Raw genomic sequence first — 26,932 nt, forward strand, 5'->3', positions numbered from 1 at the left:
GAAAGGCCTGTTTTAGATGATGAAAGTAATTCTATTTTGCACACACTGCACACGTGTGCGGGTGTAGTTTTTTGCCACGGAAGCACTGAACACACAGAATTTGATATTTAACCAAAAAGAACAGGAACCAACTGCCATGGTTTGTGTCTCTACGAACCATTTGTTGAAGGTCGGAGCAGAGCCTTAAGATAGACATTCAAAATTTAAGCAAGTTTATTTTTTGCCACGGAAGCACTGAGTACACGGAATTTGATATTTAACCAAAAAGAACAGGAACCAACTGCCATGGTTTGTGTCTCTACGAACCATTTGTGGAAGGTCGGAGCAGAGCCTTAAGATAGACATTCAAAATTTAAGCAAGTTTATTTTTTGCCACGGAAGCACTGAGTACACGGAATTTGATATTTAACCAAAAAGAACAGGAACCAACTGCCATGGTTCCTGTCTCCACAAACCATGTGTTGAAGGCCGGAGCAGCGCCCCTATATGGATCACTTTATCTGACGAAAGGAGTGTTTTTGCTGATGAAAGCTCCTTGAAGTCAATTATTTCCTTTCGTCATTACTTTTTATCCTTTCATCACTTAAATTATATTGCTGCCGTTTTGAGTTTTTACTTTGCTTCCATCTTATGTTAAAATAATATGGTACGGCTTAAAATACAGCAACTTACAAAATCTTATCAAAATGGCGTGAAAGCGCTCGATGAGGTTAACTTAAATATCTCTAATGGCATGTTTGGTTTATTGGGGCCAAATGGGGCGGGTAAATCATCATTTATGCGTACGCTTGCCACCTTGCAGCTACCAGATTCGGGCCAGATCTTTTTTGATGGGCATAATGTGCTGCAAAATCCACAGCAAATGCGGAACAAACTGGGTTACCTGCCACAGGATTTTGGCGTTTACCCTAAAATTTCGGCTGTTGACCTGTTAACGCATCTTGCCGTTTTAAAAGGTATGCAGAATAAGGGCGAGCGCCAGGAGCAGGTCATGTCGCTTTTGCAGCAAACCAATCTATTTGAGGTAAGAAAAAGATCGGTGGGCACTTTCTCTGGTGGTATGCGCCAACGTTTCGGAATTGCGCAGGCTTTACTCGGAAATCCGCAGTTGATTATTGTAGATGAACCCACAGCCGGCCTTGACCCTCAAGAACGTAACCGCTTTCATGATCTGCTCAGTGAAATTGGAACAGAACGGGTGGTTATTCTTTCTACCCACATTGTAGAAGATGTAAACGACCTTTGTTCAGAAATGGCTGTAATGGCCAACGGTAAGCTTATTTTACAGGGAAAGCCTGCCGGGCTGACCGAAAAAATAAAGGATAAAATATGGTGTAAGGCCATTGCTAAATCAGAATTAAGCCAATATTCTGCCAGGTTTAATGTAATTTCTACTAAGATTATAGCAGGTAAGTTTCATGTGTTTATCCTGGCCGATCAATTTCCGGAGTCGGGCTTTGAGGCCGTACAGCCAAGTTTGGAGGAAGTATATTTTGCTGCGCTATTTGGTGTAACAATTAACCAAAAGGAGGCAAAGGTATGATTGCATCCTTGCTTAAATTTGAACTGAAATACCATTTCGGACAAATATCTTTCAAAATAGCAGCCCTCTTGTTTTTTACATTGGGTTTTGTTAGCGTGGTGCAGGGTGGTTTTGGTTCGGATGAAGTACATAAGAATTCGCCCTATGTCATTACCAATATTATGGCTTTGCTATCGCTTTTCTCCATATTTTCGAGTACATTATTCAGCGCAGGAGTGGTGTTAAGGGATAGCTTATATAAAATGGAACCGGTTATATTTACGACTGCCATTCAAAAAAGCACCTATTTTTTAGTTCGGCTTTTGGGTATACTGTTGGCCGTTTTCAGTTTATCGGTAATGGCGGCACTCGGCCTATTTGCTGGTACCTTTTTTATTGATGCCGATAGGCTAGGGCCCTTGAATATCATTTATTTCTTACAGCCACTGTTCATTTTTGCTTTGCCAAATGTATTGTTCTCGGCAGGTATTTTGTTTTGCACCGCTTTGTTAAGCAAAAGTGTGCGGACCATTTATGTGGTTGGGGTACTGATATATATACTGTACATGCTAGCTTCGATTTTTGGCAATTCGCCATTGCTGGCCACCTCAAATCTGAAAGCCGGTAGTCCGGATATTTTACCCATTCTTTTAGATCCTTTTGCACTGGCCTCGTTTTTTGGCGAAACCAGAAGCTGGACAGATTTACAGCGCAATCAACAACTGTTCCCTTTAGCGGGTGCATTTCTTCTTAACAGGATACTATGGATTAGTTTAACCAGCCTGCTGATGCTGATTACGTACCGGCTTTTCAATTTTAGGTTGCAGCAACCCCGCCAATCAAAATTAAAAGCTGCATTACCAGAAATGGTAACATTTATTCCCTATCGGGTTTTATCGGTTTTTCCAAGTGGTTTAAGGTATCTCTATACTACCCTTAAAAGCCAGCTTAAACTGGAAATGATCTTTTTGTTTAAAAATATACCAGTTATGGTCATGCTCCTGTTGTGGGTATTTCTTTTTGGTGTAGAGCTAAAAGATGAACTTTTTAGTGGCGTTTATGGTATCCACAGTTACCCAGCTACCGGAATTATTATAGAAGAGATACGCGCTATCAAATTCGGGTTGATTTTGATTATATTTTATGCTGCAGAAACCATTGGGAGGGAAAAATCGGTCAATATACAGTCGTTGATTTACAGTACACCCGTATCCGCATCGGTGGTGTGGGCAGCAAAAACCATCAGTCTTTTTGCACTTGTTTTTATGCTGGTTACCTTAAATATCTGTATTGGTATTGTTTTACAGCTTACTCATGGTTACTTCCATATAGAACTGCCCAAGTATTTATCCTTGTACTATTATAGTGCATTCCCGATGCTGCTGTTTGTGGTGCTCCTTATTTTTATTCAGAACTTAAGTGCAAATAAATACTTCGGCATGTTGCTGGGCATGATGGCTACTCTTCTGATTTTGTATGCCGATCGTTTTGGCCTGGAACATTATCTTTTCCGTTTTGCAACTGTGCCCGATCTGCTGCACTCTTATTTTAATGGTTTTGGCTACTATGCCCGTGCCTTTAACTGGTATATGCTGTATTGGTCGGCATTTGCAGTGTTGTTAGCTGTTTTAACTGTTGCTATGTGGCAGAGTAAGGTCGAAATGAACGCGCAAAATAGGCTCAGGCTGATCGTTCAGACATTTAGGCAAAATAAATCGGCGGTTGCCTTGGCCCTGTTGATCTGGATTTCAAGCGGCACATTTATTTATCGCGAAACCAATGTTGTAGGTGCTTATCGAAACAAAAAAGCACAGCTTAGCTGGCGTTTGGCCTACGAGCAGCAATATAAACGGTTTATTGATTTGCCACAACCTGTTGTAAAAGCCATCAAAACCCATGTCGATTTATATCCAGCTGAAGGAAAATACACGGTTAAAGGTACATATAGGTTGAAAAATGAAAGTGCACAGCCAATTGTTAAAATATGGGTGAGTCTGCGTCCTGTGGTAAATGATTTTTCTATTGAGGTAGCAGGGAGCACTAAAAGTAAAAAGGACAGGGTATTTAATCAGCAGTTTATTACCTTAAAAACTCCATTGTGGCCCAATGAGGAAATAGTAATGGATTTCAATATTGCTGTGAACAGAACGGGATTTGACGATTTTGACAGCGAAAATTCGGTGGTAAAAAACGGTACCTACATAGAACTGGAAAAGTTTGTGCCTCAGTTTGGATATAATTACAACTTGGAGACCGAAAATAAAAGGGAGCGTAAAAAAGCCGGTTTGGCAGAAATTCCCAGTAAAGCAAAATTTAATAACCGATATGAGCTGATCGATTTAGAAACAACCATTTCTACAGATGAGGATCAACAGGTGGTTACCGTTGGCGAACTGCAGAAAAGCTGGATTAGCCATAACCGCAGGTATTTTAAATACAAAACACCGCAGGCCATTAATTTTATGCTTGCCTTAAGCAGTGCTAAGTATCAGGTTAAAAAGGAAAGATATAAGGATATGGATCTGCGTATTTATTACCAGCTTGGACAAGAATACAACTTAACTAGCATGTTTAGGGCAGTTAAAGATGCCTTGGATTATGGAAATGAGAATTTTGCAAAGTATCCGCTCAGGCAGTTCACTATTGCAGAAATTCCACAATATAAAGGTGCAGCAACGGCTTATCCTGGTGTGGTATTCAGTGCGGAAAACATCAATTTTCTGGGCAATTTTAGTCAGAAAGGTACCATCGATCACAGTTATGCAATAGCCGCGCACGAAACAGCGCACCAATGGTGGGCAAATAAGCTGGCCCCGGCAGATGGCCCCGGTTATGCGATGCTTACCGAATCGCTGGCCAAATACACCGAAAATATATTGATTGAAAAAGCTTTCGGTAAAATGTATTTATGGAAATATCTGGGATATGACAACAATCTTTATTTCTTAAACCGGAACAATGATGAGGAAGAAAAAACGTTGGCTAAAACCTCAGATCAGCCTTATGTGCATTATCAAAAAGGTGGGACAGTGATGTATGCCGTAAAGGAATTAATTGGTGAGCGGCAATTTAATGGGGTATTGAGGCAGTTAATTGTAGATCATGAAAGCCCGAAACCCAGGGCTACAGCAGCTGATCTGGTCAATGCGCTTTTAAAACAAGCTTTGCCAGCACAGAAGAAATTTATTAACGATTGTTTTAACGAGGTAGTTACTTACGACTTGGGGATTAAAGTGCTCAGCTGTAAACGGATAAAGGACGGGAAATATAAGATAGACCTTGAAATATCGGCTGAAAGATTAAGCCATGATAAACAGTTGCCCGATCTTGAAATAGACTTGGCCAGCTTTAATCAGCTGGAAAGAGATTGGGATGCTACAACAAAACCGGATTATTTTGGGAAATATCATTTAACAGGAAATAAAAGCAAAATTTCAATTGTTACTGATCAAAAGCCTAAAACAATTGCGATTGATCCCTATGGTTATGTACTGGATGCAGATAAGCGCGACCATGTAGCGGTGGTGAGGTAGTTATGCATCGGTCGGTGTTTCACCGCCTGAAACTTTAATCGCCACGGAGACGCAGATTAATACAGAACATCAACGCAAAAAAAAAGCGCCATTTCCTAAACTTAGGATTGGCGCTTCAAAATGTTAAACGACTAGTTTAATAAAATACCATCACCTGCACCATTAATTGGCCCTAAAGCTTTTTGGCGTACACTGCATCTGACGTTTGAAAAATATGTTAAAGTTGGCCGGATATTCAAAACCCAGGCAGTAAGCAATTTGGGCAATATTCCATTCGGTATGTTTTAATAAGGCTACAGCTTCCGTTGTTATCCGTTTCGAAATGTGTTCGGAAGTGGTTTTGCCCGTTACTTCTTTTACCGCATGGTTTAAGTGGTTTACATGCACCAATAAGCGGCAAGCAAAATCGTGGGCGGTTTTAAGTTCCAGAATATGCTCGGTTGAACCTATCGGAAACTGCCGTTCCAGTAATTCGATAAATAAGGCCGTTAAGCGTGCAGAAGCATTGTTCTGTTTAAAAACAACATCCTGAGGCTTTACTTTCAAGGCTTCGTGCACAATCAACTGCACATAGTTTCTTAACAGATCGTATTTATGGATATAATCGCCATCCATCTCCCTCATCATTTTAGCGAAAATAGCGGTTAAAGTAGCTTCCTGTTCTTCGTCGATATGGATAACGGGGCTATCGTTTATGCGCCACAATAAAGAATCGCGCAGGGTTTCGTTACGGTTGTGAATAAAGTTTTCGGTAAAGAGGCAAAAGAAACCGGCAGGTTTTGGCGAAGTACTTTCCCAAGAGTAGGGGATATTGGGGTTGGTAAACAATAATGCACGGCCCTTAATTTCGATCTGCGCATCAGGATAGTGCAAAATACCATTGCCGATAATTAACGAAATTTTATAAAAATCCCTCCGGCTAAAAACTGATGGCACGTTGCTGCATACCGTGGTGCGGTTAAAAACATTAAAGTGGCCTATATCGTTAATCATCCCCAAACTTGGTGTAGGGATTTCGGGCCTTGTGATTTTTAGTTTGTTGTAAAAATCTTCTAATGTTTCCTTCTTTTGAAGGGTAGAAAGCTCTTGATTTTTTGATAACATACTTTAAGTGCTTAATACAGTAAAGTTATGGTTTAATCGCCATTCCCTCATGCATTTCTTCGGTAGGTTCTGCCACCAGTTTGTCACCTTCTGCTAAATCTCCGAATATTTCTATCTTATCATCCGTTTCGCGGCCTTTTTTTACGCTTACCTTAACGGCTTTGTTATCGGCTACTTTTAATACAAACAAGCCTTCGCTGGTATCGAGCAATGCTTTTTTGTGGATAATGAAAGTTTCTGTATTGGCCGGAAGCGGAATGTTTACCTCGGCTACCATGCCCGGTAATAAAACTTTAGCTGCATTGGGCACATCCATTTCAATGCGTTCGGCACGCAGACGCAGATCTAAAGCACCCGATAAGCGTTTAACTTTTGCCTTAAAAATTTGGCTCGGAAGCGATTTAACGGTGAAGCTGATCTCATCGCCTGATTTTAAATATCCGGTGTAAACCTCCGGAATAGAAACCGCTAAACGCAGGTTTTTCTGATCCTGCAGAGTAAACAAGGGCAAATCTGATCCTTTACCGGTAGGCCCAACATAGGCACCTAAATTTACATTCCTTGCTGAAATAATTCCGCTGAATGGTGCCCTGATGGTCAAATAATCCTGAACGGAACCCACTTCTTTATAGGCTGCTTTGGCCGCTTCCAGCTGCGCCAGATCTGAATTTTTTTTGGCCATGGCCTGATCCAGATCGTTGGTAGATATCGTTCCAGGGGTTTTGCTGGTTTCGTACAAACGGTTGTAATTGGCTTTGCTGGCGGTGTAAATAGCCTCCTGTGCCTTAATTCTAGATTGGGTGGCTGCCAGTTGCGATGTTAGCTCGGGTGCTTCCAAGGTCATTAACAATTGGCCTTTGCTTACTTCCGAACCAATATCTACTTTTAACGATTTTACAAAGCTGCTCACTTTGGCATATAAATCTACCTGTTGCAGGGCAATCAATTCGCCAGGTAAGGTTAATTTGGTAGAAAGTTCTTCCTTTTTAAGTTCGAACGTTGCTATTGCCGTGGCTTTTTCTTTTTTTACTTCTGCTTTTGTTTCAGCATTGCCACAGCCATACATTGCAGTAAGCAATAAAAAACCTGTGCTTAATAGTCCTGTTGAAAATATTTTAGTATTCATTTGTGATGCTGATTTTATTCGTTTTCTTCTAAACCTTTAATGTAATGGATGCTGTCTTTATCTTCTGGATCGAGTGAGATAGAATCTGTTGTCTGTTTTCCCTGTACCCATGCAAATACCAGTGGCAATATAATCAATACGGCAAAGGTAGAAGCCAATAAACCACCAATAACTGCTCTGCCCAGTGGCGAAACGGCTCCACCGCCTTCACCATGACCAATGGCCATAGGCAACATTCCGGCAATCATGGCAATACTGGTCATAATAATTGGGCGTAAGCGCAATGCTGCGGCTTCGCGCGCCGATTCGAGCGCATTCCCGTTATGTTTTCTTAATTGCTCGGCATTGGTGATCAGTAAAACGGCATTGGCGATAGATACTCCAACCGACATGATGATACCCATATAAGATTGCAAATTTAAGGTTGAACCTGTTATGGTTAATAGCAGCAGCGACCCCAGAATAACCGCAGGTACGGTGGCTAAAATAACCAATGGAACTTTAAACGATTGGAAATTAGCGGCCAACATCAGAAAAATCACCACAATAGCCACAAATAATCCCGATTGTAAACTGTCAAGGGTTTCGGTTAATACTTTACTTAAACCTATTGGCGAAATATTTAAACCCCTTGGCAGTTCGCCAACATCCTTAATGGCCTTGGCTACATCTTTTGAGGCTGTTCCCAAATCGGTATGGTAAAGGTTTGCCGTTACAGATAAGAAAGGCATAGCGCCGATGTTGTCGTTTTCGCCAGCGGTGGTGTCAGGCGTAATTTTAGCTACATCGCTTAACACCGGTCTTGCCGAGTTTTTCAACAAAGGAATTTCTCCGATATCATCTTTACTGGTCATTTGGTTAAGCGGAACCTGCACCTGAACACTATATGGCAAGGCTGCTTTTTCATCCAGCCAGATGTTTTTATCGGTATAGCGTGATGATGAAGTTGAAGCGATCAACGATCTGGAAATATCGGCCATATCTACGCCGATCTGCGCAGCGCGGGTTCTGTCGATATCGATATTGAGCGAAGGATATTTAATGGGCTGGGCGATCTGCACATCGCGCATGTAAGGGATTTCCTTCAATTCGGTCAGTATTTTATTGGCATATTGTTCATTCAACTTTTTGTTTTTTCCGGCAATCCTCACTTCAACAGGAGTAGGTGAACCTTGGCTCAATACTTTATCGGTAAGTTCTATCGGTTCGAAAGAAAGTTTAACATCAGGTAAAAGCGTTTTAATTTTTGCCCTAAAATTATCCTTAAAATCATCCATATCTTCCTCGTAATCTTTCAAACTCACTTGGAAAACAGCCTCATGCGGACCAGCCATAAACTGATAAATGGGGTTTACCGAAAACTGTGCAGGATGCTGGCCAACGTAGATGGAAGAGATGCCCAAATGTGTTTCACCCACCATTTTTTTCAGTTCGGCCAACACGGTATTGGCTTTTTCTTCGGTACGTTCTAAACGTGTTCCATCGGGGGCACGTAAGCGCAGCTGAAACTGGCTCGAATTTACCCTGGGTAAAACATCGCGGCCAATATTTACCAATAGCAATGCTGCAAGGCCGATAATTACAACCAGATAAGCCAAAACAACCGATTTCCTGTAAGGCAATATCCTGTCTAAAAAGCGCATAAAACGGTTTCTGAATTTATCGAAGAAACCAATTTTGCCATTACCGCTAAAATCTTCCCTTTCAACCAGGATCCTTTTTTGGTTCAGGGTATCCTTTTCCGATTCGAGCGTAATTCCGGTCGCTGCAAAATCAGCCTCGTCCTGTGTAATGCCCGGATGGTTTTCAGCGCCTTTTTTAGGGTGCGCAATCATGAGCCAATTGGCCATAATTGGTACAAAAGTTTGCGATAAAAGAAAAGAAACCACCATCGAAAAACCAATGGCCAGTGCCAAAGGCAAGAACAAGGCTCCCGGAATGCCGGTCATGGTAAAAGCAGGTGCAAATACAGCCAGGATACAAAAGAGGATTAACAGTTTCGGGAAAGCAATTTCCTTGCAGGCATCCCAAATGGCCAGGGCCTTGGGTTTACCCATATCAAAATGCTGGTGGATGTTTTCGATTGTTACGGTCGATTCATCAACCAAAATACCAATGGCCAGAGCCAATCCGCTCAAAGTCATGATGTTGATGGTTTGCCCGAAAAGTTTGAGAAACAGTACGCCGGCAATAATCGAAGTTGGAATGGTTAGGATTACAATCAAGGCTGCGCGTTTATCGCCCAGGAAAAGCAAAACCATTAATCCTGTTAAAATAGCGCCGATGGCACCTTCGCTTACCAGACTTTTTACGGCATTGATTACGTAAACCGATTGGTCGAACTCGTACGATAGTTTAACATCTTCGGGCAATGAACTTTGAATGTTGGGTAAGTTTTTCTTTAAATTTTTAACCACATCCCAGGTAGAAGCATCTCCTGATTTGGCAATGCTAAGATATACAGAGCGTTTACCGTTAATTAAAGCATAACCGGCCACCAAATCGGCCCCATCTTTAACCGTAGCTACATCGCGGAGCTGCAAATTTTGCACACTGCCCTTAAACAGGGGGATGTTTTCGAAATCTTTAACCTTTTTAATGGTGTAGTTGGTAGGGGTGAGATAGTTTTTATCGCCAATCCTCACATTTCCGGATGGAGCGGTCTGGTTATTTAACCTTATGGCTTCAACCACCTGATCTACCGTTAGGTTATGCGAGCGCAGTAAAGATGGGTTAACGTTAATTTCTATTGTTCGTGGACTACCGCCAAAAGGTGCGGGTGAGAGTAAACCCGGGATAGCCGAGAAACTGGGGCGCACATAGGTATTGGCCAGATCCTGCAGCTCGTTGTTGGAACGGATTGGGCTGCTCAGTACCAGCTGACCAACCGGCAGGGAAGAAGCATCGAAGCGGATAACAAAGGGAGGTTGCGAACCTGGTGGGAAAATAGCCTGTGCACGGGTAGAAAGCGCACTGAGCTCTGCCGCGGCCTGCGCCATGTTCGTACCTTCGTAATAGGTCAGTTTCATCAGCATCAAACCTTGGGTGTTTTTGGTTTCGATGCTTTTTATCCCATTGGCAAAGAGCAGAATGTTAACGTACTGCTTGCCAAAATAAGCTTCCATTTGGTCGGGGGTGTAACCGCCAAATGGGTGGGCGATATAAATTACCGGAAGGTTCATCTGCGGTAAAATATCAACCTTGATCTGGTTAACGGCCCCAATACCAAAAAAGAACAAACCTGCCACTAAAACTAAGATGGAAATGGGTTTGCGGAGTGCAAAACGGATTAAGTTCATTTATATATTGCCAGATTAAAATTCGTTTATAAATATGTCGTAATTGCCCAAATCGGCCGATTTTAGCAATAAAGCCTGCCAAACATTTGTAAAGGCAATATCTCTATCCGTTTCGGCGCGGTTAAGTGTAAAAAGGGCCTGTGTTAAATCAACCAGTGTAGTTAATCCATTCTTATACAGTGTGCTTTTTTGCAGGTAAGCATCAGATGCGGCTTTTACCTGGATGGGTGCTTCGTTATAGTTGGCCAGTGCGTTAATGAGTTTCGATTCGGCTAAGGCCAGCTGTGCCTTTAACTGCTGATCGGCCAGGTTGTACTCATCTTTTAAACCTGCACTGATATAGGCCTGCGCCCTTACCTGTGGCCGGTTTTTAAGTAGCGAGGAAAGATTCCAGCTCATTCCTATGCCAATCAAATAGTTTCCCCTGGTAGGGTTGATGCCATCTGCATAACTGGTTGAATAAGCCGTTTGATCCAAGGCATAACCCGGACTAAAACCCGAACCACGGCCCTGCATAACCCCAAATAAAGAGAGGGTTGGATAATATAGTTTCTTAAAATAACTGAGCTGCTGCTCACTCACCTCTACACGGTTTTGGTAAAATTTTAATACCGGATGCGCACTTTTAACTGTTGTATCTGCCAATAAATTGCTTGGAATCCTGGTAATGGATGTGGTGTCCAGATCATATGAAGTTGCTGTTTGCCCCATTAAAATGCCAAGACGGTTGGCCTGTTCCTGCTCCAGATCTTTCGCTTTGGTTAAGGCTATTTTAGCGTTCGAAACCTCTGCTTTCGCAAAAGATGAATCGACACCTGCAATTAAGCCGTTCTTGGCCCTGATTACCGCTGTGTTTTTAAAGGTAATGGCCCTTTCTAAATTTTTCTGCTGTGATTTGGTTAATCTTTGTGCGGCCAGTAAATTTAAATAAGCTGCAGAAACGCGGATTTCTTGCTGGAATTTCTCCTGCTCCAGGTCATTTCTGTCTCTTTGATAGGCGGCATCGGCAATTTTTATGCGCTCCCTGATTCTGCCGAAAGTGAAAAAATCCCAGTTTACGTTAGCCAGGTAAAGTGCCCCGAACGCGGCATTCCAGTTCTGTTTATCAAGCGCCGGACCTGATGAGGCCGTGCCCAAACCTCCAAATCCATACTGTGGACCATTTTGACCGTTAATGGTTCCGTAATCTTGCTGTGCACTTAGGCTAAAGTTGGGTAAATATTCTCTTTTGGCCTGCTGGATAGAAAATTTTGAGGCATTTGCGTAATTATCTTTGGCCTTAATGGTACCATAATTGGTTAACGCGGTATTTACAGCCTGTTTTAAGCTGAGCGTTTGCGCACTTACGCCAATAGATAGATTAATAAATAGAAATAAGGGATAGTAGAATAAAGATATACGGTACATAGTGTATAATTTACACGGCAAATGTAAATTTTGGTAGCGATATCAAAGTATTTGGTTCAAATCAAAAATTATGCGAATCAAATAATAATCGAATTGTTACTTAGCGGTACTGATTAAACAAAAATCCCCTTTACATTGGTTATTTGCAAAGGGGACTTGTAATTAAGACCAATATTTTATTAAGAAGCTTCAGTGTAGCTTTTAAAATTGTCTAAAATGGCCTGCCATCCACCTCGCTGCATTTCTATTGGGTTGGTATTTTCTGCATCAAAAGTTTCGGTAATTCTGGTGCTTTCGCCCAAGGCGTCGAAAATGATACTTACTGCTCTGCCATCGGCAATAGCGTATTCAATTTTTTCATGTTCATCAACAGTGGTATAGGTTCCTTCAAAATCGAAACTCATGCTGCCATCTTTAGCGGCCATAGTGCTTTTAAATTTGCCGCCAACTTTTAAATCATTTTCCGAATACGGTGTGTGCCAATCGGGCGAGGCAAAACTCCACTTGGTAATGTGATCAGGATTGTTCCAAAATTCCCAAACTTTTTCGATGGGTGCATTTACTGTAGTTTCAACGGTAATTGATGTGCTATTTTCCATGTTTTCTTTGTTTAAATTGTTTAAGTAAAGTTATAGGAACTTTTACGTCCCAAAAAGTGTAAATGCGACAAATTTAGGGGTGTAACCGTCATTCGTTTAATTGGCTGAGACACTAAAATAAGCTGCTATTCTTTTTAAAACGATTTAACTGAAAAGAATGCAGGGTAATTTTATAAATTTAGCCCTATATAATCTCCTCAAAATATTAATTATACATGAAAAAAAGTCTTTTTATAGCCATCTGTTTGCTTTTGTTCACAAAAGTGGCAACTGCTGCCGAAGTAGATACCGCTATAACCTACAGTAAATCGATGAAAAAAAATATAAAGGCAGTGGTTATTAAGCCAGATGCCTATCAAACCGGAAAATCTTTTCCTGTGCTTTACCTGCTTCATGGGGCCGGTGGCAGTTATGCCGAATGGGTAAAAAAAGTGCCTGTAATTAAAAATTTGGCAGATCAATATCAGTTTATCATTGTATGCCCCGACGGTAACGTAACCAGCTGGTATTTTGATAGCCCGGTGGATCCTGCCTGGAGATATGAAACCTATGTAGCCAAAGAGCTGGTGAGTTACATTGATGAGCATTATAAAACCATTGCCGAAAAAAAGGGAAGGGCCATTACCGGCTTAAGTATGGGAGGGCATGGTGCACTTTACCTGGCCATTAAACACCAAGACGTTTTTGGAGCGGTTGGCAGTATGAGTGGTGGGGTGGATATTAAGCCCTTTCCAAATGGATGGAATATTTCGAAAAGATTGGGACCTTTGGATGAGTTTCCTGAACGCTGGAAACAGAACAGTGTGATTGATCTGGTTTACCTGATTAAGCAGGGCGCACTTGCTATTGCTATTGAGTGTGGGCTAGACGATTTTTTTTATAAGGCCAATGTACGTTTGCACGAAGAACTGGTGTACAATAACATTCCGCACGATTTTACAACTAGGCCTGGTGTACACAATTGGGATTATTGGGCAAATGCGATTAAGTTTCAAAGCGTATTTATGAACAATTATTTTAGCTTGAATAAAGTAAATTGATTTAAATAGGCTATTTATTAGCGGTTTGATTTTTTTTGTTGGTTGTATATCAGTAGTTTGTAGGTTTTTTAAAAATTGCGCGACCATTGCACCGCAACTTATTTGCGATATTATTCGAAAATTAACTTTTAGATTACATGAAAAATATAGAGTTAATATATTTTTGGCCGTTCCCGGAACATTACTTTTAAAGCGGGAAACGAAGATTTAAAACAAAAAATGAAATACTTAGTCAAAGAAATAAGCGAGGGTAACTGCGATATCACCTTATTGCCAGAAAACTTGAATGACCGAAATCTTTTAGCCGAAACTGCAAAAAATCTTGAAGGCGATTTTCAAAAAACTATCCAATCGCATTATGAGGATGCCCTGAAAAATGAAGTTCATGGCAATGCTACCTTTGTTTCATTAAACAACGAAGACAGTAATTATCCAAAAAGAGTAAATGTAAATTACCAGATTATATTAAGTTAAGCGGTAATTTAGATCTTTAAAAAGGCTTTCTTTTAATCTTAAAAGGAAGCTTTTTTGTTTTTGGAGCTTTTCGTTTTTTTTATAATTTTTTCTCTCTTTTTACAGAAATACATAATTCTGATTCTTAGAAGTGTAAATAGATGCCGCCAAACTGGACGAACTTTGTGCTGTAGATCCTAAATATGTCAAATTAAAGAAGAATCTACCTCTAATTCGAGAAGTTTTTCTACCCTTTTCCGTTCAATTGCCTGTAAATTTATCATTTGATAGCCTAACTATTTTAGAATTCCCGTAGCAGCTAATATTGCATGGGCAGGCATCTCAAAAAATAGAGTGAAAGCAATTAAATTAAAGATTACACCCTATTTATTTAAAATAACACCCTTAGGTAAACTTTAGTGGCGGCTATCTTTGTTAACACGACACTAACCAAATTTTTGTATGAATATAAAACAACCAGGGGTTTAAATGAAAACCAGTTCCCACACGTAATCGGGCTACAGCTACACGTATGCCATTGAAAAATACTCAAGTTTAATTTAGGTAAGATAAGTAGCCCAGTTTTAGGATTGCCATAGGGCAATACCTAAAGCGGGTTGTTTAAAACGCAATGGCTATAGCTACCGCAACGAAGCCTTGTTGATTCAAAGCGAAAACTAAAGGCAGGATTAGCAGATTTGCGAAGTGGTGGATCGGACCGGTTAAAAATTTCGTTCCCAAAAAGTACTAACTCTATAAGCATTTTACTAAACATATAACATGACATCGTTTAAAACCTCAACAAAAAAAACATTTACGGGCATCCTACTATTGGTGGTTACCAGTTTAGCATTCGCTTTTAAAAGTAATCGGCCTGATGGAGATTGGTTACAGCAACTGCGCCAAGCGCCCTTTAAAATAGTGCTGGCGGATGGCTCAGTGGCCACAGCCCAACAGATATCGTTTAAAAGAATTTGGAAAGGAGACCTTTGCAGCTTTGAACTGATCAACAGAACAGCAGAGCCGCTTTCTATACAAGAAGTTATTGTGTTTGATATGCAACATGGGCTGCCCGAAAACACAGCCATTTACGGAGAGGGCTATACCAAACTCTCTCAAACCGGAGGTACATTGGCTAAACCAGTTGATGTAGCCTATAGAGAACGGGAACATTATAAAATTCCCGAACCAGAAAACCTGCGCACCATTTACGGTATGATGATGCTTCAATTATCGGCTGGTAACCGTGTATTACTGGCAAGCACTTCTTGTAATAAATTCATTTCCAGGTTCTCATTCGATGCCAAGCGTCTGCGCATTTCTTTCGACTGTGAAAACCTGCAGCTTGAAGCTGGCAAAAAATGGGGTTTGGAAGAGTTTGCTGCATTTACCTCGGCAGATAGGGAGCAGTTGTACGACAAGCTAACGGCTGCCATAAATATACACCACCCTAAAATAAGTAAAGCACCTGTACCGGTTGGCTGGTGCAGTTGGTATTGTTTTGGTCCAAGGGTTACAGCCCAAAATGTATCCGATAATACCAATTGGATATCCAAAAATCTACCTGCATTACGTTATGTACAAATAGACGATGGATACCAACCCTGGATGGGCGATTGGCTGGAACCAGGTGAAGCTTTTAACGGTGGCGTAAAAAAAGTGCTCGATGAGATACATGATGCAAAATTAGAACCTGCAATTTGGGTGGCGCCATTTATTGCCAGTCCTAAATCCAAATTATTCAAAGAACATCCTGATTGGATGGTAAAAGATGAAAATGGACAGCCGCTGCTTTCTAATAAATTGAGCTTTGGCGGTTGGCGCCAAGGGCCATGGTATATGTTGGATGGTACCCATCCCGAAGTACAAAAATTCTTTGTAGAACTGTTTAAAACCATGCGTGAAAAATGGCATTGTACCTATTTTAAGCTCGATGCCAATGTTTGGGGAGCATTGCACGGAGGTGTGCATTATGATAAAAAAGCAACGCGGATAGAAGCTTATCGCAGGGGCATGGAAGCTATCCGTAAGGGAGCAGGCGATGCCTTTCTTTTGGGCTGCAACCACCCTTTGTGGCCGTCATTAGGACTTATACACGGCTCTAGAAGCTCAGGTGATGTAAGCCGGTCATGGAATAAGTTCAAGCAGATTGGCCGTCAAAATTTGCTTAGAGGCTGGCAGAACGGCCGCCTATGGTGGAACGATCCCGACTGCGTAGTGCTAAATGGAGAAGGATCGGTGGATATTGTTGATAATGCAGGTAAAAAAACGAGAAGTACTGTGCCGATACCGCTAAACGAGTTTTTGTTTCATGCAGCTACCGTTTATGCCAGTGGCGGTATGCTGCTTAACGGCGATGATCTTACCGCTTTACCAGTTGATAGATTGGATATTTTAAAGAAACTCATTCCCCCAACAGGTGTTGCCGCCCGTTTTGAGAACGAAAATTTTGAAGTAGGCGTAATGAAGTTAAATGGATATGACACCTATAGTGTATTTAATTGGGGAGATGCGCCCGTAAAACGCTTGGTTAAACTGCCTGAGGGAAAATATGAGTTGACCGACAAGTGGACAGGCCATAAGCTTGGCATTTTTACCAAAGAATATGTAATTAACGAGCTCGCCGGTAGATCGGCCTTGGTGATTGAAGCTAGAAAAACCAATTAGCTTTTTGTAATGTATTGATTGTCAATTGTTTTTTAATTGTGATGTTGCCGAGCCAAAAAGTGATCAAAAAAAAATGAACTCGGCAAGGTAAGCCTTGAGTCAGGAAGCCAGCAGTTTATTTTAAAGCCTAAAGCTATTACTGGTGGGGAATTAATGAAGTTTTTAGAGCTGGTATTGGTGTCCGAATAAGCTCAGTTGTGAAAAAGATTATCTTTGATCAACAGAAAAAAACTAAACCGAATGAAATATCATAAATGCGCGCACAAATTTCTCTGTGGAATTTTGCTTTACTTTTTTTTGATACTGCCATTTGCTGTAAAGGCCCAACAGCTTACCTTAAAAAATAACCTTGTGCAAAGAACGCTCCGGTTTGATGGAGAGGTTTGGCGCACCATCAGCTTTTCGACCCTTAAAGGCGGTAAAACCCTTATGGTAAAAAGTGATGAGCTAAACATATTGCCCATAAACAGCAATAAAACCTATGGAATCGGGAACTTTACTGCGGTTAAAAAACCGGCTGTTTACAAACATGGCGATACCAGTTTCATCAGCATAACTTACCGTCCTTTGCCAACTGTAAAAGGTAAAGAGGCTGTCCCGGATGAAATGAACATTAAGTATTTTCTGGTAACAGGCGCACCATACATCCGCAAAATTGTAACCTTGAACTATAACAAACCCGCAACTGTGGATCGCTTGGAGATTGAACGGTTTGTTAGCCCAAAACCTGCAAAAGGCGGCGGGCGGGGCGAACCTGTTTTTGTAAATGGACAATGGTTTTTTGGATTGGAATATCCCGGAGCCTATACCAGGCATACCAACGGCAATATGCCACGAAACTATGCCCGTAGCTATGATAGCGTTGGCAATTACAGCTATATTAATCTTGAAAACAGAGATGTTGAACCGAAACCGGAAAATGGATTGATCAGGCTCATGCATTTTCCCGGAAACACGGTACAGCAACATTCAGGCTATTGTATAATCAGTAAAATAGCTGTGGCTGGCGTGGCTTTAAACCAAGAAACCATACAAACTGCATTTATGGGCTATCTGGCCACACTGTGGAAAGCTCCACGCTCTTTTTTGCATTTTAACAATTGGTTTGAGCCTAAAGCTAAAGATTTAAAAGGTGATGGATTGATCAATGTGTGGCGCGATTACAGATCAGCCATTAGTCCGTATGGGATAAAGTTAGATGCCATGGTGGCTGATGATGGTTGGCAGGATAGAAAATCGATCTGGGAACCTTCCAAAAACTATTTTCCCAATGGTTATGCAGATGTAAAAGCACTAAGTGATCAACTGCAGAACGAAGGAGTAGGTTTTGGTTTGTGGCTATCATTAAACGGGTACACCAATAACATAGACTGGGGGAAGGAGAACGGTTACCACGAAGCAAAGCTCAATTCTTATTTCAGCAAGTTTGGCCGCAATTATAGCTTATCTGCAAGCAAATACAAGGCAGAAGTGCTGAAAAAAATACCCGAAATTGCGAAGTCACTCAACTTAAGTTACTATAAGCATGATTTTAATGTACTCAGCGATATGGCAGATGGCAATAATCATCCTGCAACCGATAGGCACGGTCATGAAGCAACCCTGAATGCTACAATTGAGGTGCTCGAGGCCACCAGAAAATTAAATCCCAATATTCATCAGAATATGACCAATTGGATATGGTTTTCGCCATGGTGGTTAATGTATGCGGATTATTTATGGATGCTGGCCGGAGATGACGGTACAAACGGTAACTGGCCCGAAATTTCTACACGCGCCATGGGCTCTACCGATAGGGATACCTATATCTGGCGTATCTTCGGCAAGCCGGATGATAGGCCACTGATCCCGATATCACGTTTAATGACCCATGGAATTATTAAAAGCACCACGGGTAGGATGGAGAGCAAAGAAGATAATTTACAAGACTGGGCTGAATATGTATTAATGCATTACGGTAGGGGAACTTTATTAAAAGAGTGGTACATTTCGCCACAGGTAATGAAACCAGAAGACTGGAAAGTATTATGTAGGCAGCACAACTGGGCAAAAAAACATCTCGATGAATTAACGAATACCGTTTATGTGGGCGGGCGGCCAGATGAAGGAAATACATATGGTTATGTTGGATGGAGTGGAGAAAAGGGTGTACTGATTGTTAGAAATACCAGCGCAATTACCCAAAAGCTTACGGTACCTTTCGATCAGTCGGTTAACTTTAAGGCAGCACCCGGACAAACCTATCATGCCGATGTTGTTTTCCCTTATCAGGACTCGTGGCCTGTAAAATTCACATCGGGCAAAAATATCGAAATTGAACTCGAAGGCTATGCCACCATGGCATGTAAGGGTTTGCTGCACAAAAATACGGTAATGGAGTATAGCCCCATATGGGATGGAAGAAGCAAAGAGGTGGCTTACCTTGAAGCCTTTGGTAGGCTGATTGCGGGTTTAGCCCCTTTTCTTGCTTTACCAGATGAGGATACAGCTGAAGGACAGATCAGAAAACGTTTACGCGAACAAACCTTACAAAGTTTGGCACATGCTGTGGATCCAAGCAGTCACGATTATCTGGATTGGGGGCAGATGCCAAATACACCTGGTCAACCTTTGGTAGATGCTTCCTATATCGCTCAGGCTTTTCTCGTAGCTCCCGCAACTTTATGGGAACCTTTGAGTACTGTGACCAAGCAAAGATTTATTAAAGAGTTTAAGAACCTGCGGAAAGTAGAACCTCCCCAAAGTAACTGGCTGCTTTTTGCCGCTATGGTTGAGACATTTTTGCTTAGTATTGGTGAAAAAATTGAGGCCAGCAGAATTGATTATGCAATTGAAAAAATAACCAGCTGGTACGTTGGTGATGGATGGTACAGTGATGGGAAAAACTTCCATTTCGATCATTACAATGGTTTTGTAATTCATCCTATGCTGGTGCATGTGCTGCGGGCCAATGTAAAAAATGGGCGGCACAGCCAAAAAGATTGCGATTTGGCCTACAAACGTATGCAACGCTATGCTTCCTTTCAAGAGCGGTATATTTCGCCAGAAGGTACCTACGTAGTAGTGGGGCGTTCATCTACTTACCGGGTTGGGGCTTTTCAACCATTAACGCAATTGGCCCTAGAGCATGCTTTACCAGAAGATATTAAGCCAGCACAGGTCCGTTGTGCTTTAACCGCAGTGATGAAAAAGATGTTCGTTCCGTCTACATTTACCAAAGGCGGTTTACTTACTTTAGGGCTGGTTGGTAGCCAGCAAACAAATCTGGCCGATTACTATTCCAATACAGGGAGTATGTACATCACCTCATTGGTATTTCTACCCCTGGGATTACCTGCAACAGATGAGTTTTGGACAGCACCATTTACTGAATGGACACAGTGTAAGGCCTGGAGTGGGAAGCCGTTTAAAAAGGATTATGCGGTAGATTACTAATTCTAGCTGGTTTTTATTTGTAAAGACTTAAAGCTAATCGTGGTCAGTGTTTAAGAAATGATAACTGCCATTAATTTAGTTGAAAGGCGCCCTATAGAATATGGGCGCTTTTTATTTTCTGCAGAGTAGCTAGTGTGCATCCTCTATCCGTGAAGCTCGCGCTCCATCTTTTATTTCTTTGATAAACTGAACGCTGTGAAATAAAAAAAGCCGTGTCAGGACGAAAATTCGTACCGATCACGGCTTAGTACTCGGGGCGGGAATCGAACCCGCACGCCTTTGAAAGCACAGGATTTTAAGTCCTGCGTGTCTACCAGTTCCACCACCCGAGCATTAGCCGCTACCGATCTCCATCGGCTTGGTTAACTTTAAAATAAATGCCTTCTGGTAGGAAGGCATTTTATTGGAGCGAAAGACGAGATTCGAACTCGCGACCCCGACCTTGGCAAGGTCGTGCTCTACCAACTGAGCTACTTTCGCATTAAACAAAACTGATGTTGTTGTTTCGTTTTGGTGATGCAAATATAGGCAGATTTATATATCTGTCAAGAGATTTTTTATTAAAAATTTAATATTTAATTTAAATTGCTGGCTTTCAGTGCAAGTAAAATTAAATCAGTTTCAAAACCTTTTGCCTGAAGGTAGCTCATCAGCTTATTTTTTCTTTTAAAAGGATCATTTTCGTTCAAACTGTCGGCCTTTTTCACCGCCAATCTTTCTATCGTTTGCAGATAATCGTCATCGTCGAGGCTGTAAATTGCTTTTTGCAAAATTTTATCCGGTACACCTTTCAGCTTTAAACCCTGTTTAATTTTTATCCGGCCCCAGTGTTTGATGTTAAATTTGCCCGATGCATAAGTTTTGGCAAACCTTTCTTCGTTTAAAAAATTATTCAGGATCAGTTCGCTTATAATTTCTTCCAGCTCATCGCCGCGCATTCCCCATTCTACCAATTTATACCGCACTTCTTTTTGCGAACGCTCCTGGTAAACGCAAAAACTTTCGGCTTTTGCCAGCGCTTGCTTTTTATCCAATAATACTGTGTCTTGTTTACCGCTTTTCATAATTAATTACTGAAATTCGTAAAAATAAAAGCGATTACCGTATTTTTCTGAATATAACAGCATGCAAAATCCAATATACACCATTGCAAAAATAGCCGAAATTTTAAATGCCGATGCCAAATTGGTTGATGGAGAAGTAGTTATTCAATATTTACTGGTAGATAGCCGTTCGGTATTGGTGCCAGAGCATTCTGTTTTTTTTGCGCTCTCCTCTCACCGCGATGGGCACGGGTTTATCAACGATGCCTATGTCAAAGACATCCGGAATTTTGTAATTACCGACCAAAAATACATCAGCCAATATCCCGACTGCAATTTTTTACTGGTTGATGACGCTTTACTGGCGCTGCAAAAACTGGCCACCGAACACCGTAACCAGTTTAACCTTAAAACCATCGGCATTACGGGCAGCAATGGTAAAACAATTGTTAAAGAGTGGTTATATCAGCTTTTGGCAGCCGATTTTAATATTGTAAAAAGCCCCAAGAGTTATAATTCGCAGATAGGGGTACCGCTTTCGGTTTGGCAGATTGAAGCTGAACATACCCTGGGTATTTTTGAAGCCGGTATATCAGCTGTAAACGAGATGCAGCGCCTGGCAGAAATTATACATCCTGAAATTGGCATTTTAACCAATATCGGCGAAGCACATGCCGAAGGTTTCAGTTCGAAAAAAGAAAAGCTAACCGAAAAACTGAAGCTTTTTGCAGCTTCAGAGCTATTTATTTATTCGCCCGAATATGTAACTGAGCTGGGTTTAAAAGATATACCTGGTAAAAAACAGTTTAGCTGGAGCAGTAAACAAGCTGCTGATTTACAGATTACTGCAGTTGAGCCCATTAAAGGAAACTGTTATTTGAGGGCTATTTACGAAAACAGGGAAATAGAATGCCTTTTACCTTTTAAGGATAAAGCATCGATAGAAAATGGCATGATCTGTTGGGCAACATTGTTAGCGCTAGGCTACACTCCAGAACAGGCCGATGCCAGGTTGGAAAAGTTAAGCCATGTAAGCATGCGCCTGGAACTTAAAAACGGCATCAATCAATGTTCTATTATTGATGATTCGTACAGTGCCGATATTTCTTCGCTGGCCATTGCGCTCGATTTTTTGAACCAACAGAACCAGCACGCTAAAAAAACGGTTATCCTTTCCGATTTATTTGAAACCGGTAGACAAGACCGCGATTTATATACAGAAATTGCCGAGCTGCTACAGCAAAAAAAGGTGAACCGGTTGATCGGCATAGGTACACATATTGCTTTGTACGCAGATCTTTTTAAGTTTGAAACCCAGTTTTTTGAGGATACCAATGCGTTTGTAGAGGCTTTCCCTGGACTGCAGTTTAGCCATGAAACCATTTTGGTTAAAGGGGCCAGGCGTTTCGAATTTGGCAGGATAAGTAAACTGCTCACGCAGAAAATACACGATACCGTTTTGGAGATCGATCTGAATGCCATGGTAGGTAATCTTCAGTTCTACCGTTCTAAAATTAAGCCAGGCGTTAAAATGATGGCCATGGTTAAAGCTTTCTCGTATGGTAGTGGGAGTTTCGAAATCGCCAACCTATTGCAGTTCCATAAAGTAGATTACCTTGCCGTAGCCTATGCCGACGAGGGTATCGCGCTGCGCAAAGCCGGTATTACCTTGCCGATAATGGTAATGAGCCCGGAAGAATCTGCTTTCGAAGCGATTATTAAACACAAGCTTGAACCCGAAATATACAGCATCGAAATCCTGAATAGTTTTTTAAATGCACTGTCGGATTTTGATTTTAATTACCCCATCCACCTTAAAATAGATAGTGGTATGCACCGTTTGGGTTTCGATCAATCGGAGGTGAATACCCTATTCGAAGTGTTGAAAGACTCGTCAAAAATAAAAGTGCAGAGCATTTTTTCCCACCTGGTAGCAAGCGGAGAGGCCGAGCACGATGGATTTACACAACAGCAGATTAACAAGTTTAAAGTTATTGCCGATCAGCTTATCGAAGTATTGGGTTATCGGCCGCTGTTGCACATTGCCAATACTTCAGGTATTTCGCGCTGGCCCGAAAGTCAGATGGATATGGTACGCCTAGGTATCGGTCTATACGGTTTCGATTCGGCCTTGGCCAATAACCGCGGACTGCAAACGGTAATGGTATTAAAAACCACGGTTACGCAGATAAAGGTACTAGAAGCAGGGGAGACTGTTGGCTACAGCAGAAAAGGGGTGATGCCCAATGGAGGTAAAATAGCCACCGTAAAAATTGGTTATGCCGATGGATATAGCCGCGCATTTGGAAATGGGGTAGGTAAAATGCTCATCAACGGACAGCTTGTGCCAACCATTGGTTCTATCTGTATGGATATGACCATGTTGGATATTACCGGTATTGATGTCAAGGCAGGCGATGAGGCAATCGTTTTTAATAAAGAACACACCATTATGCAGTTGGCCAGCGATATCAACACCATCCCATATGAAATTTTGACCAATATATCGCAAAGGGTTAAAAGGGTTTATTTTTATGAATAACTTAGTAGTTCAGTAGTTCATTTGTTCATTCGTCATTAGTATAGCAAATTGCTTATGTCGTTCATTGGTCATTAGTTCATTGGTCATTAGTAAGGCAAATTGCCTATTTAGTTCATTAGTATAGCAAATCACATATTTAATCATTGGTATAATGCATTTGTTATGATAGGCACCTTGCACCAATGAACCAATGACCAATGAACCAATGAACCAATGACTAATGAACTACTAAACTCCTTCAAAAAAAAAATGTTAGTTTTGCATCATGAATAAAGTCGGGAAAGCTGTTTTAAACTATTTGATAAAAGGTTTATTAATTGTTGTACCCATTGCCGTGAGTATTTTTATTGTGGTTTGGGCGGTTACAACTGTTGATAGCTGGTTAAATGTAAACAATATTTTAGGGGTAAATCCAACCACCGGCGAGAGCCGCAATATTCCGGGTTTAGGTTTATTAACCGTTTTAACCATCATTTTGCTTGCCGGTATTTTTGTAACCAATTTGGTAACCGAACCCATGTACAATTGGTTTCAGCGCATTATGCAGCGGTTGCCACTGCTTAATTTCATTTATTCTTCTATAAAAGATTTAACAGAAGCTTTTGTAGGCGATGAGAAGAAATTTAACCACCCTGTACTGGTGGAAGTAGAGGGAGGTCTTAAAAAAATTGGTTTTTTAACACAGAACGATCTGCATAAGCTTAACCTTCCTGATGAGGTTGCGGTATATTTTCCGCTGTCTTACTCTTTTGCTGGCCAGCTTTGTATTGTACAGCGCGATAAGGTAACTGATTTGCATATGACTGCAGCCGATGCCATGAAATTGGTAGTAAGCGGTGGCGTAAGCGGACTTTAACAATCCTACATGATTACGATTTATCACAATAACAGGTGCACTAAAAGCCGTTGTGCTTTGGAAGAACTTGAAAAAAGCGGAAAAGATTTTGAGGTGGTTTATTACCTGGAAACTCCGCCCAATACAACCCAGCTTCAAGAAATTATTCAAAAATTAGGTATTAAGCCTATAGAATTGATCCGCAAAGGTGAAAAGGTTTTTACAGAAAACTATAAAGGCAAAACCTTAACCGATGAGGAATGGATCGATGCCATGGTTGAACATCCTATATTGATTGAAAGACCCATTGTAATTTCGGGTGAAAAAGCGGTTATTGCAAGGCCTACGGAAAAGATAAAAGAGATTTTAGGTTAGCGTTTACAGAATATTTCTGCAGCTAAACAGGATAATCACCAAAATGATAAACCCAAAAAGAATCCTGGAGTAATATTCGCGGATAAAAAGGCCGTAAAGAATAAGCATATCATCATTTACGTTGGTATGCACATTGCCTTTACCTGCCGAAGCACTAAAGAGAACCTGTTTATCCTGACGGTTGTTTAACGACCAGCGGCTTAACCAGCTGTTTTGGTAGCTCCAATCAAAGGTTTCGCCGGTAGCCAGGTTAATTTTTGCTTTCAAACCAAGCCAATCGTATGTAATGGTGGCTAAAACCTCATTTGCATTGTTCAGCACTTTGGTTTCTGGTTTGGTAAAACCTTCGCTTTTTAAAAGATAAATTCCGCTTTGCATGGTGGCCACTGCCGAATTTTTCCAGGAACTAAAATTCATGGCAAACTTCAGTTGTGCACGGTCAAATAACTGATAGTTGCTGTCAAATAAACCTTTTCTCCAATATAATACCTGTTCCATCTCACCAAAGGATTTAATTTGTTATTAATGACGGTTTATGGAAACCGTTATAAGCGGTATAAAACAAGCAACAAGTACAGCCGCACGTTTGTTGTAAATCTGTTTGATAAACAAACCTGTTATAATTAACAGCTCGCTGCCCGTATCAGCCGATATGGCACCACTGTTACTGCTTGCGCTATACATAATGTGCACATCTTTATAATTGCTTACCGTAAACTGTGTTTTCCAAATGCCTGTCGATCTCCATTCGTACTGTTCGCCACTGCTTAAACTGATTACCGCCTTCGATTTCCAGCTGTCGTAAGTTATGATTGCAACCAGTTCATTTGTTTTTCTATCGATTACCTTGGTTCTCGATTGCCAGAAACCCTCGTTTACAAATTGATAGTTTTTATCTTCGAACATGCTTTCTGCATCACTCCTCCACGTGCTAAAGGTGATCATTCCTTTTTGGGCACCAGCAACAAAAAGCTGAAAGTTTCCGCTAAACCAATTATTTTTCCAATTGATGAGTTTCGACATATTTATGCGTTTCGTTTTAGATGGTAAATCACTCCAGATGTTACAGCAAAAAAAAGTGCTTATTTTTGGTAAGCACTTTTCAGTTGGCAGTTTTCAGTTAACAGTTTGCAATTCCAGTTAACCGATTTAAACAATTAACCCTTAACCTATCAACAGTTTGCAATTTCCAGTTAACCGATTTAAACAATTAACCAATTAACCAACAAAGCTAGAAATTCGGTTTAAGCACATACTTATCGTAGAAACGGAAAATGTGCTCTGCAGCTTCTTCGGCGGTATCTACCAACCTAAAAAGATTTAAATCTTCTTCGTGTATATTGTGTTCTTTTTGTAGCATGGTGCCTTTAATCCAATCGATTAATCCTCCCCAATAATCAACACCAACCAATACAATCGGGAAACGGGCAATTTTACCGGTCTGGATTAAGGTTAAAGCTTCAAAAAGCTCATCCATGGTGCCAAAACCGCCTGGTAAAACCACAAAACCCTGACTGTATTTCATGAACATTACCTTGCGTACAAAGAAATAATCAAATTCTAACAGCTTATTGTGGTCTATATATTTATTGTGAAACTGCTCAAAAGGCAATTCGATGTTTAAACCTACTGATTTCCCTCCGTTGGTATGCGCACCTTTATTACCGGCCTCCATAATACCTGGGCCACCGCCTGTAATTACTCCGTAACCTCTATCGGTTAGTAATTTACCGCACTGTTCGGCCAATTGATAATACCTGTGGGTTTGAGCGGTACGGGCCGAGCCATAAATGGTTACACATGGACCGATTTTTGCCAATTTTTCAAAACCGTCTACAAATTCTGCCATGATCTTAAAAATCTGCCAAGAATCGGTTACCTTAATTTCTTGCCAGTCTTTGTTTTCGAAAGCGCTTCTGATTTTTTCTTCACTCGTCATATACTGTTATGCT

The 26,932-nt window shown here is 41.1% G+C and carries 18 protein-coding genes and 2 tRNA genes; 9 read left to right on the forward strand and 11 right to left on the reverse strand.

Annotation, left to right across the window (positions count from 1 at the left end):
- Positions 1–643 precede the first annotated feature (643 nt).
- Complete coding sequence (locus tag ACS5PU_RS23925) at positions 644–1,543, forward strand: ABC transporter ATP-binding protein (RefSeq protein ID WP_439461682.1); 900 nt, start codon at positions 644–646, stop codon at positions 1,541–1,543.
- Positions 1,540–5,055: a M1 family aminopeptidase gene (locus ACS5PU_RS23930; protein WP_439461683.1), complete on the forward strand. Its 3,516-nt coding sequence runs from the start codon at positions 1,540–1,542 to the stop codon at positions 5,053–5,055. Before ACS5PU_RS23925 ends, ACS5PU_RS23930 begins: the two co-directional genes overlap by 4 nt.
- Before the next feature lie 162 nt (positions 5,056–5,217).
- Here the strand turns inward: ACS5PU_RS23930 and ACS5PU_RS23935 are convergent, their stop codons facing one another.
- From ACS5PU_RS23935 to ACS5PU_RS23955, 5 genes are all read right to left on the reverse strand, one after another.
- On the reverse strand, positions 5,218–6,159 hold the full coding sequence (locus ACS5PU_RS23935; protein WP_439461684.1) for a helix-turn-helix domain-containing protein: 942 nt from the start codon (positions 6,157–6,159) through the stop codon (positions 5,218–5,220).
- Between the two features lie 25 nt (positions 6,160–6,184).
- Positions 6,185–7,285 (reverse strand): efflux RND transporter periplasmic adaptor subunit, encoded by a 1,101-nt coding sequence (locus ACS5PU_RS23940; RefSeq protein WP_439461685.1) that lies wholly within the window; start codon positions 7,283–7,285, stop codon positions 6,185–6,187.
- A gap of 14 nt (positions 7,286–7,299) precedes the next feature.
- On the reverse strand, positions 7,300–10,584 hold the full coding sequence (locus tag ACS5PU_RS23945) for an efflux RND transporter permease subunit (protein ID WP_439461686.1): 3,285 nt from the start codon (positions 10,582–10,584) through the stop codon (positions 7,300–7,302).
- Positions 10,585–10,599: 15 nt separating this feature from the next.
- The gene (locus tag ACS5PU_RS23950) at positions 10,600–11,991 is read right to left on the reverse strand and encodes a TolC family protein (protein ID WP_439461687.1); all 1,392 of its coding nucleotides are present in this window, start codon (positions 11,989–11,991) and stop codon (positions 10,600–10,602) included.
- Positions 11,992–12,170: 179 nt separating this feature from the next.
- Complete coding sequence (locus ACS5PU_RS23955) at positions 12,171–12,590, reverse strand: SRPBCC family protein (protein ID WP_439461688.1); 420 nt, start codon at positions 12,588–12,590, stop codon at positions 12,171–12,173.
- A 215-nt stretch (positions 12,591–12,805) separates the two neighbouring features.
- Between ACS5PU_RS23955 and ACS5PU_RS23960 the strand changes: the two genes are divergently transcribed.
- From ACS5PU_RS23960 to ACS5PU_RS23975, 4 genes are all read left to right on the forward strand, one after another.
- Positions 12,806–13,630: an alpha/beta hydrolase gene (locus ACS5PU_RS23960; RefSeq protein ID WP_439461689.1), complete on the forward strand. Its 825-nt coding sequence runs from the start codon at positions 12,806–12,808 to the stop codon at positions 13,628–13,630.
- Positions 13,631–13,849: 219 nt separating this feature from the next.
- On the forward strand, positions 13,850–14,104 hold the full coding sequence (locus ACS5PU_RS23965; RefSeq protein ID WP_439461690.1) for a hypothetical protein: 255 nt from the start codon (positions 13,850–13,852) through the stop codon (positions 14,102–14,104).
- 759 nt (positions 14,105–14,863) lie between these two features.
- Complete coding sequence (locus tag ACS5PU_RS23970; RefSeq protein ID WP_439461691.1) at positions 14,864–16,750, forward strand: glycoside hydrolase family 36 protein; 1,887 nt, start codon at positions 14,864–14,866, stop codon at positions 16,748–16,750.
- Positions 16,751–16,990: 240 nt separating this feature from the next.
- Complete coding sequence (locus ACS5PU_RS23975) at positions 16,991–20,185, forward strand: DUF2264 domain-containing protein (protein WP_439461692.1); 3,195 nt, start codon at positions 16,991–16,993, stop codon at positions 20,183–20,185.
- 248 nt (positions 20,186–20,433) lie between these two features.
- Here the strand turns inward: ACS5PU_RS23975 and ACS5PU_RS23980 are convergent.
- From ACS5PU_RS23980 to ACS5PU_RS23990, 3 genes are all read right to left on the reverse strand, one after another.
- Positions 20,434–20,517 (reverse strand) — tRNA-Leu (locus ACS5PU_RS23980).
- 72 nt (positions 20,518–20,589) lie between these two features.
- Positions 20,590–20,665: transfer RNA gene (locus tag ACS5PU_RS23985), tRNA-Gly, on the reverse strand.
- 95 nt (positions 20,666–20,760) lie between these two features.
- Positions 20,761–21,249 carry a regulatory protein RecX gene (locus tag ACS5PU_RS23990; protein ID WP_439461693.1) on the reverse strand — a complete coding sequence of 163 codons (489 nt, stop codon included), beginning with the start codon at positions 21,247–21,249 and terminating at the stop codon, positions 20,761–20,763.
- A 61-nt stretch (positions 21,250–21,310) separates the two neighbouring features.
- Between ACS5PU_RS23990 and ACS5PU_RS23995 the strand changes: the two genes are divergently transcribed.
- From ACS5PU_RS23995 to arsC, 3 genes are all read left to right on the forward strand, one after another.
- A complete protein-coding gene (locus ACS5PU_RS23995; protein ID WP_439461694.1) occupies positions 21,311–23,770 on the forward strand; it encodes a bifunctional UDP-N-acetylmuramoyl-tripeptide:D-alanyl-D-alanine ligase/alanine racemase in 2,460 nt (819 codons plus the stop codon).
- A 265-nt stretch (positions 23,771–24,035) separates the two neighbouring features.
- Positions 24,036–24,626 (forward strand): DUF502 domain-containing protein, encoded by a 591-nt coding sequence (locus ACS5PU_RS24000; RefSeq protein WP_439461695.1) that lies wholly within the window; start codon positions 24,036–24,038, stop codon positions 24,624–24,626.
- 9 nt (positions 24,627–24,635) lie between these two features.
- Positions 24,636–24,980 (forward strand): arsenate reductase (glutaredoxin), encoded by a 345-nt coding sequence (arsC, locus tag ACS5PU_RS24005; RefSeq protein WP_439461696.1) that lies wholly within the window; start codon positions 24,636–24,638, stop codon positions 24,978–24,980.
- 3 nt (positions 24,981–24,983) lie between these two features.
- On the opposite strand, the gene ACS5PU_RS24010 is transcribed toward arsC, so the two are convergent.
- The 3 genes from ACS5PU_RS24010 to ACS5PU_RS24020 all read right to left on the reverse strand — a co-directional run bounded on the left by ACS5PU_RS24010 (position 24,984) and on the right by ACS5PU_RS24020 (position 26,919).
- Positions 24,984–25,478, reverse strand: coding sequence for a hypothetical protein (locus tag ACS5PU_RS24010; RefSeq protein WP_439461697.1), 495 nt, complete (start codon positions 25,476–25,478; stop codon positions 24,984–24,986).
- 24 nt (positions 25,479–25,502) lie between these two features.
- The gene (locus ACS5PU_RS24015; protein ID WP_439461698.1) at positions 25,503–26,003 is read right to left on the reverse strand and encodes a hypothetical protein; all 501 of its coding nucleotides are present in this window, start codon (positions 26,001–26,003) and stop codon (positions 25,503–25,505) included.
- Positions 26,004–26,211: 208 nt separating this feature from the next.
- Positions 26,212–26,919: a TIGR00730 family Rossman fold protein gene (locus tag ACS5PU_RS24020; RefSeq protein WP_029278019.1), complete on the reverse strand. Its 708-nt coding sequence runs from the start codon at positions 26,917–26,919 to the stop codon at positions 26,212–26,214.
- Positions 26,920–26,932 lie beyond the last annotated feature (13 nt).

Origin of the sequence: Pedobacter sp. GSP4, assembly GCF_051857575.1 — a bacterium.
Lineage (GTDB): Bacteria > Bacteroidota > Bacteroidia > Sphingobacteriales > Sphingobacteriaceae > Pedobacter.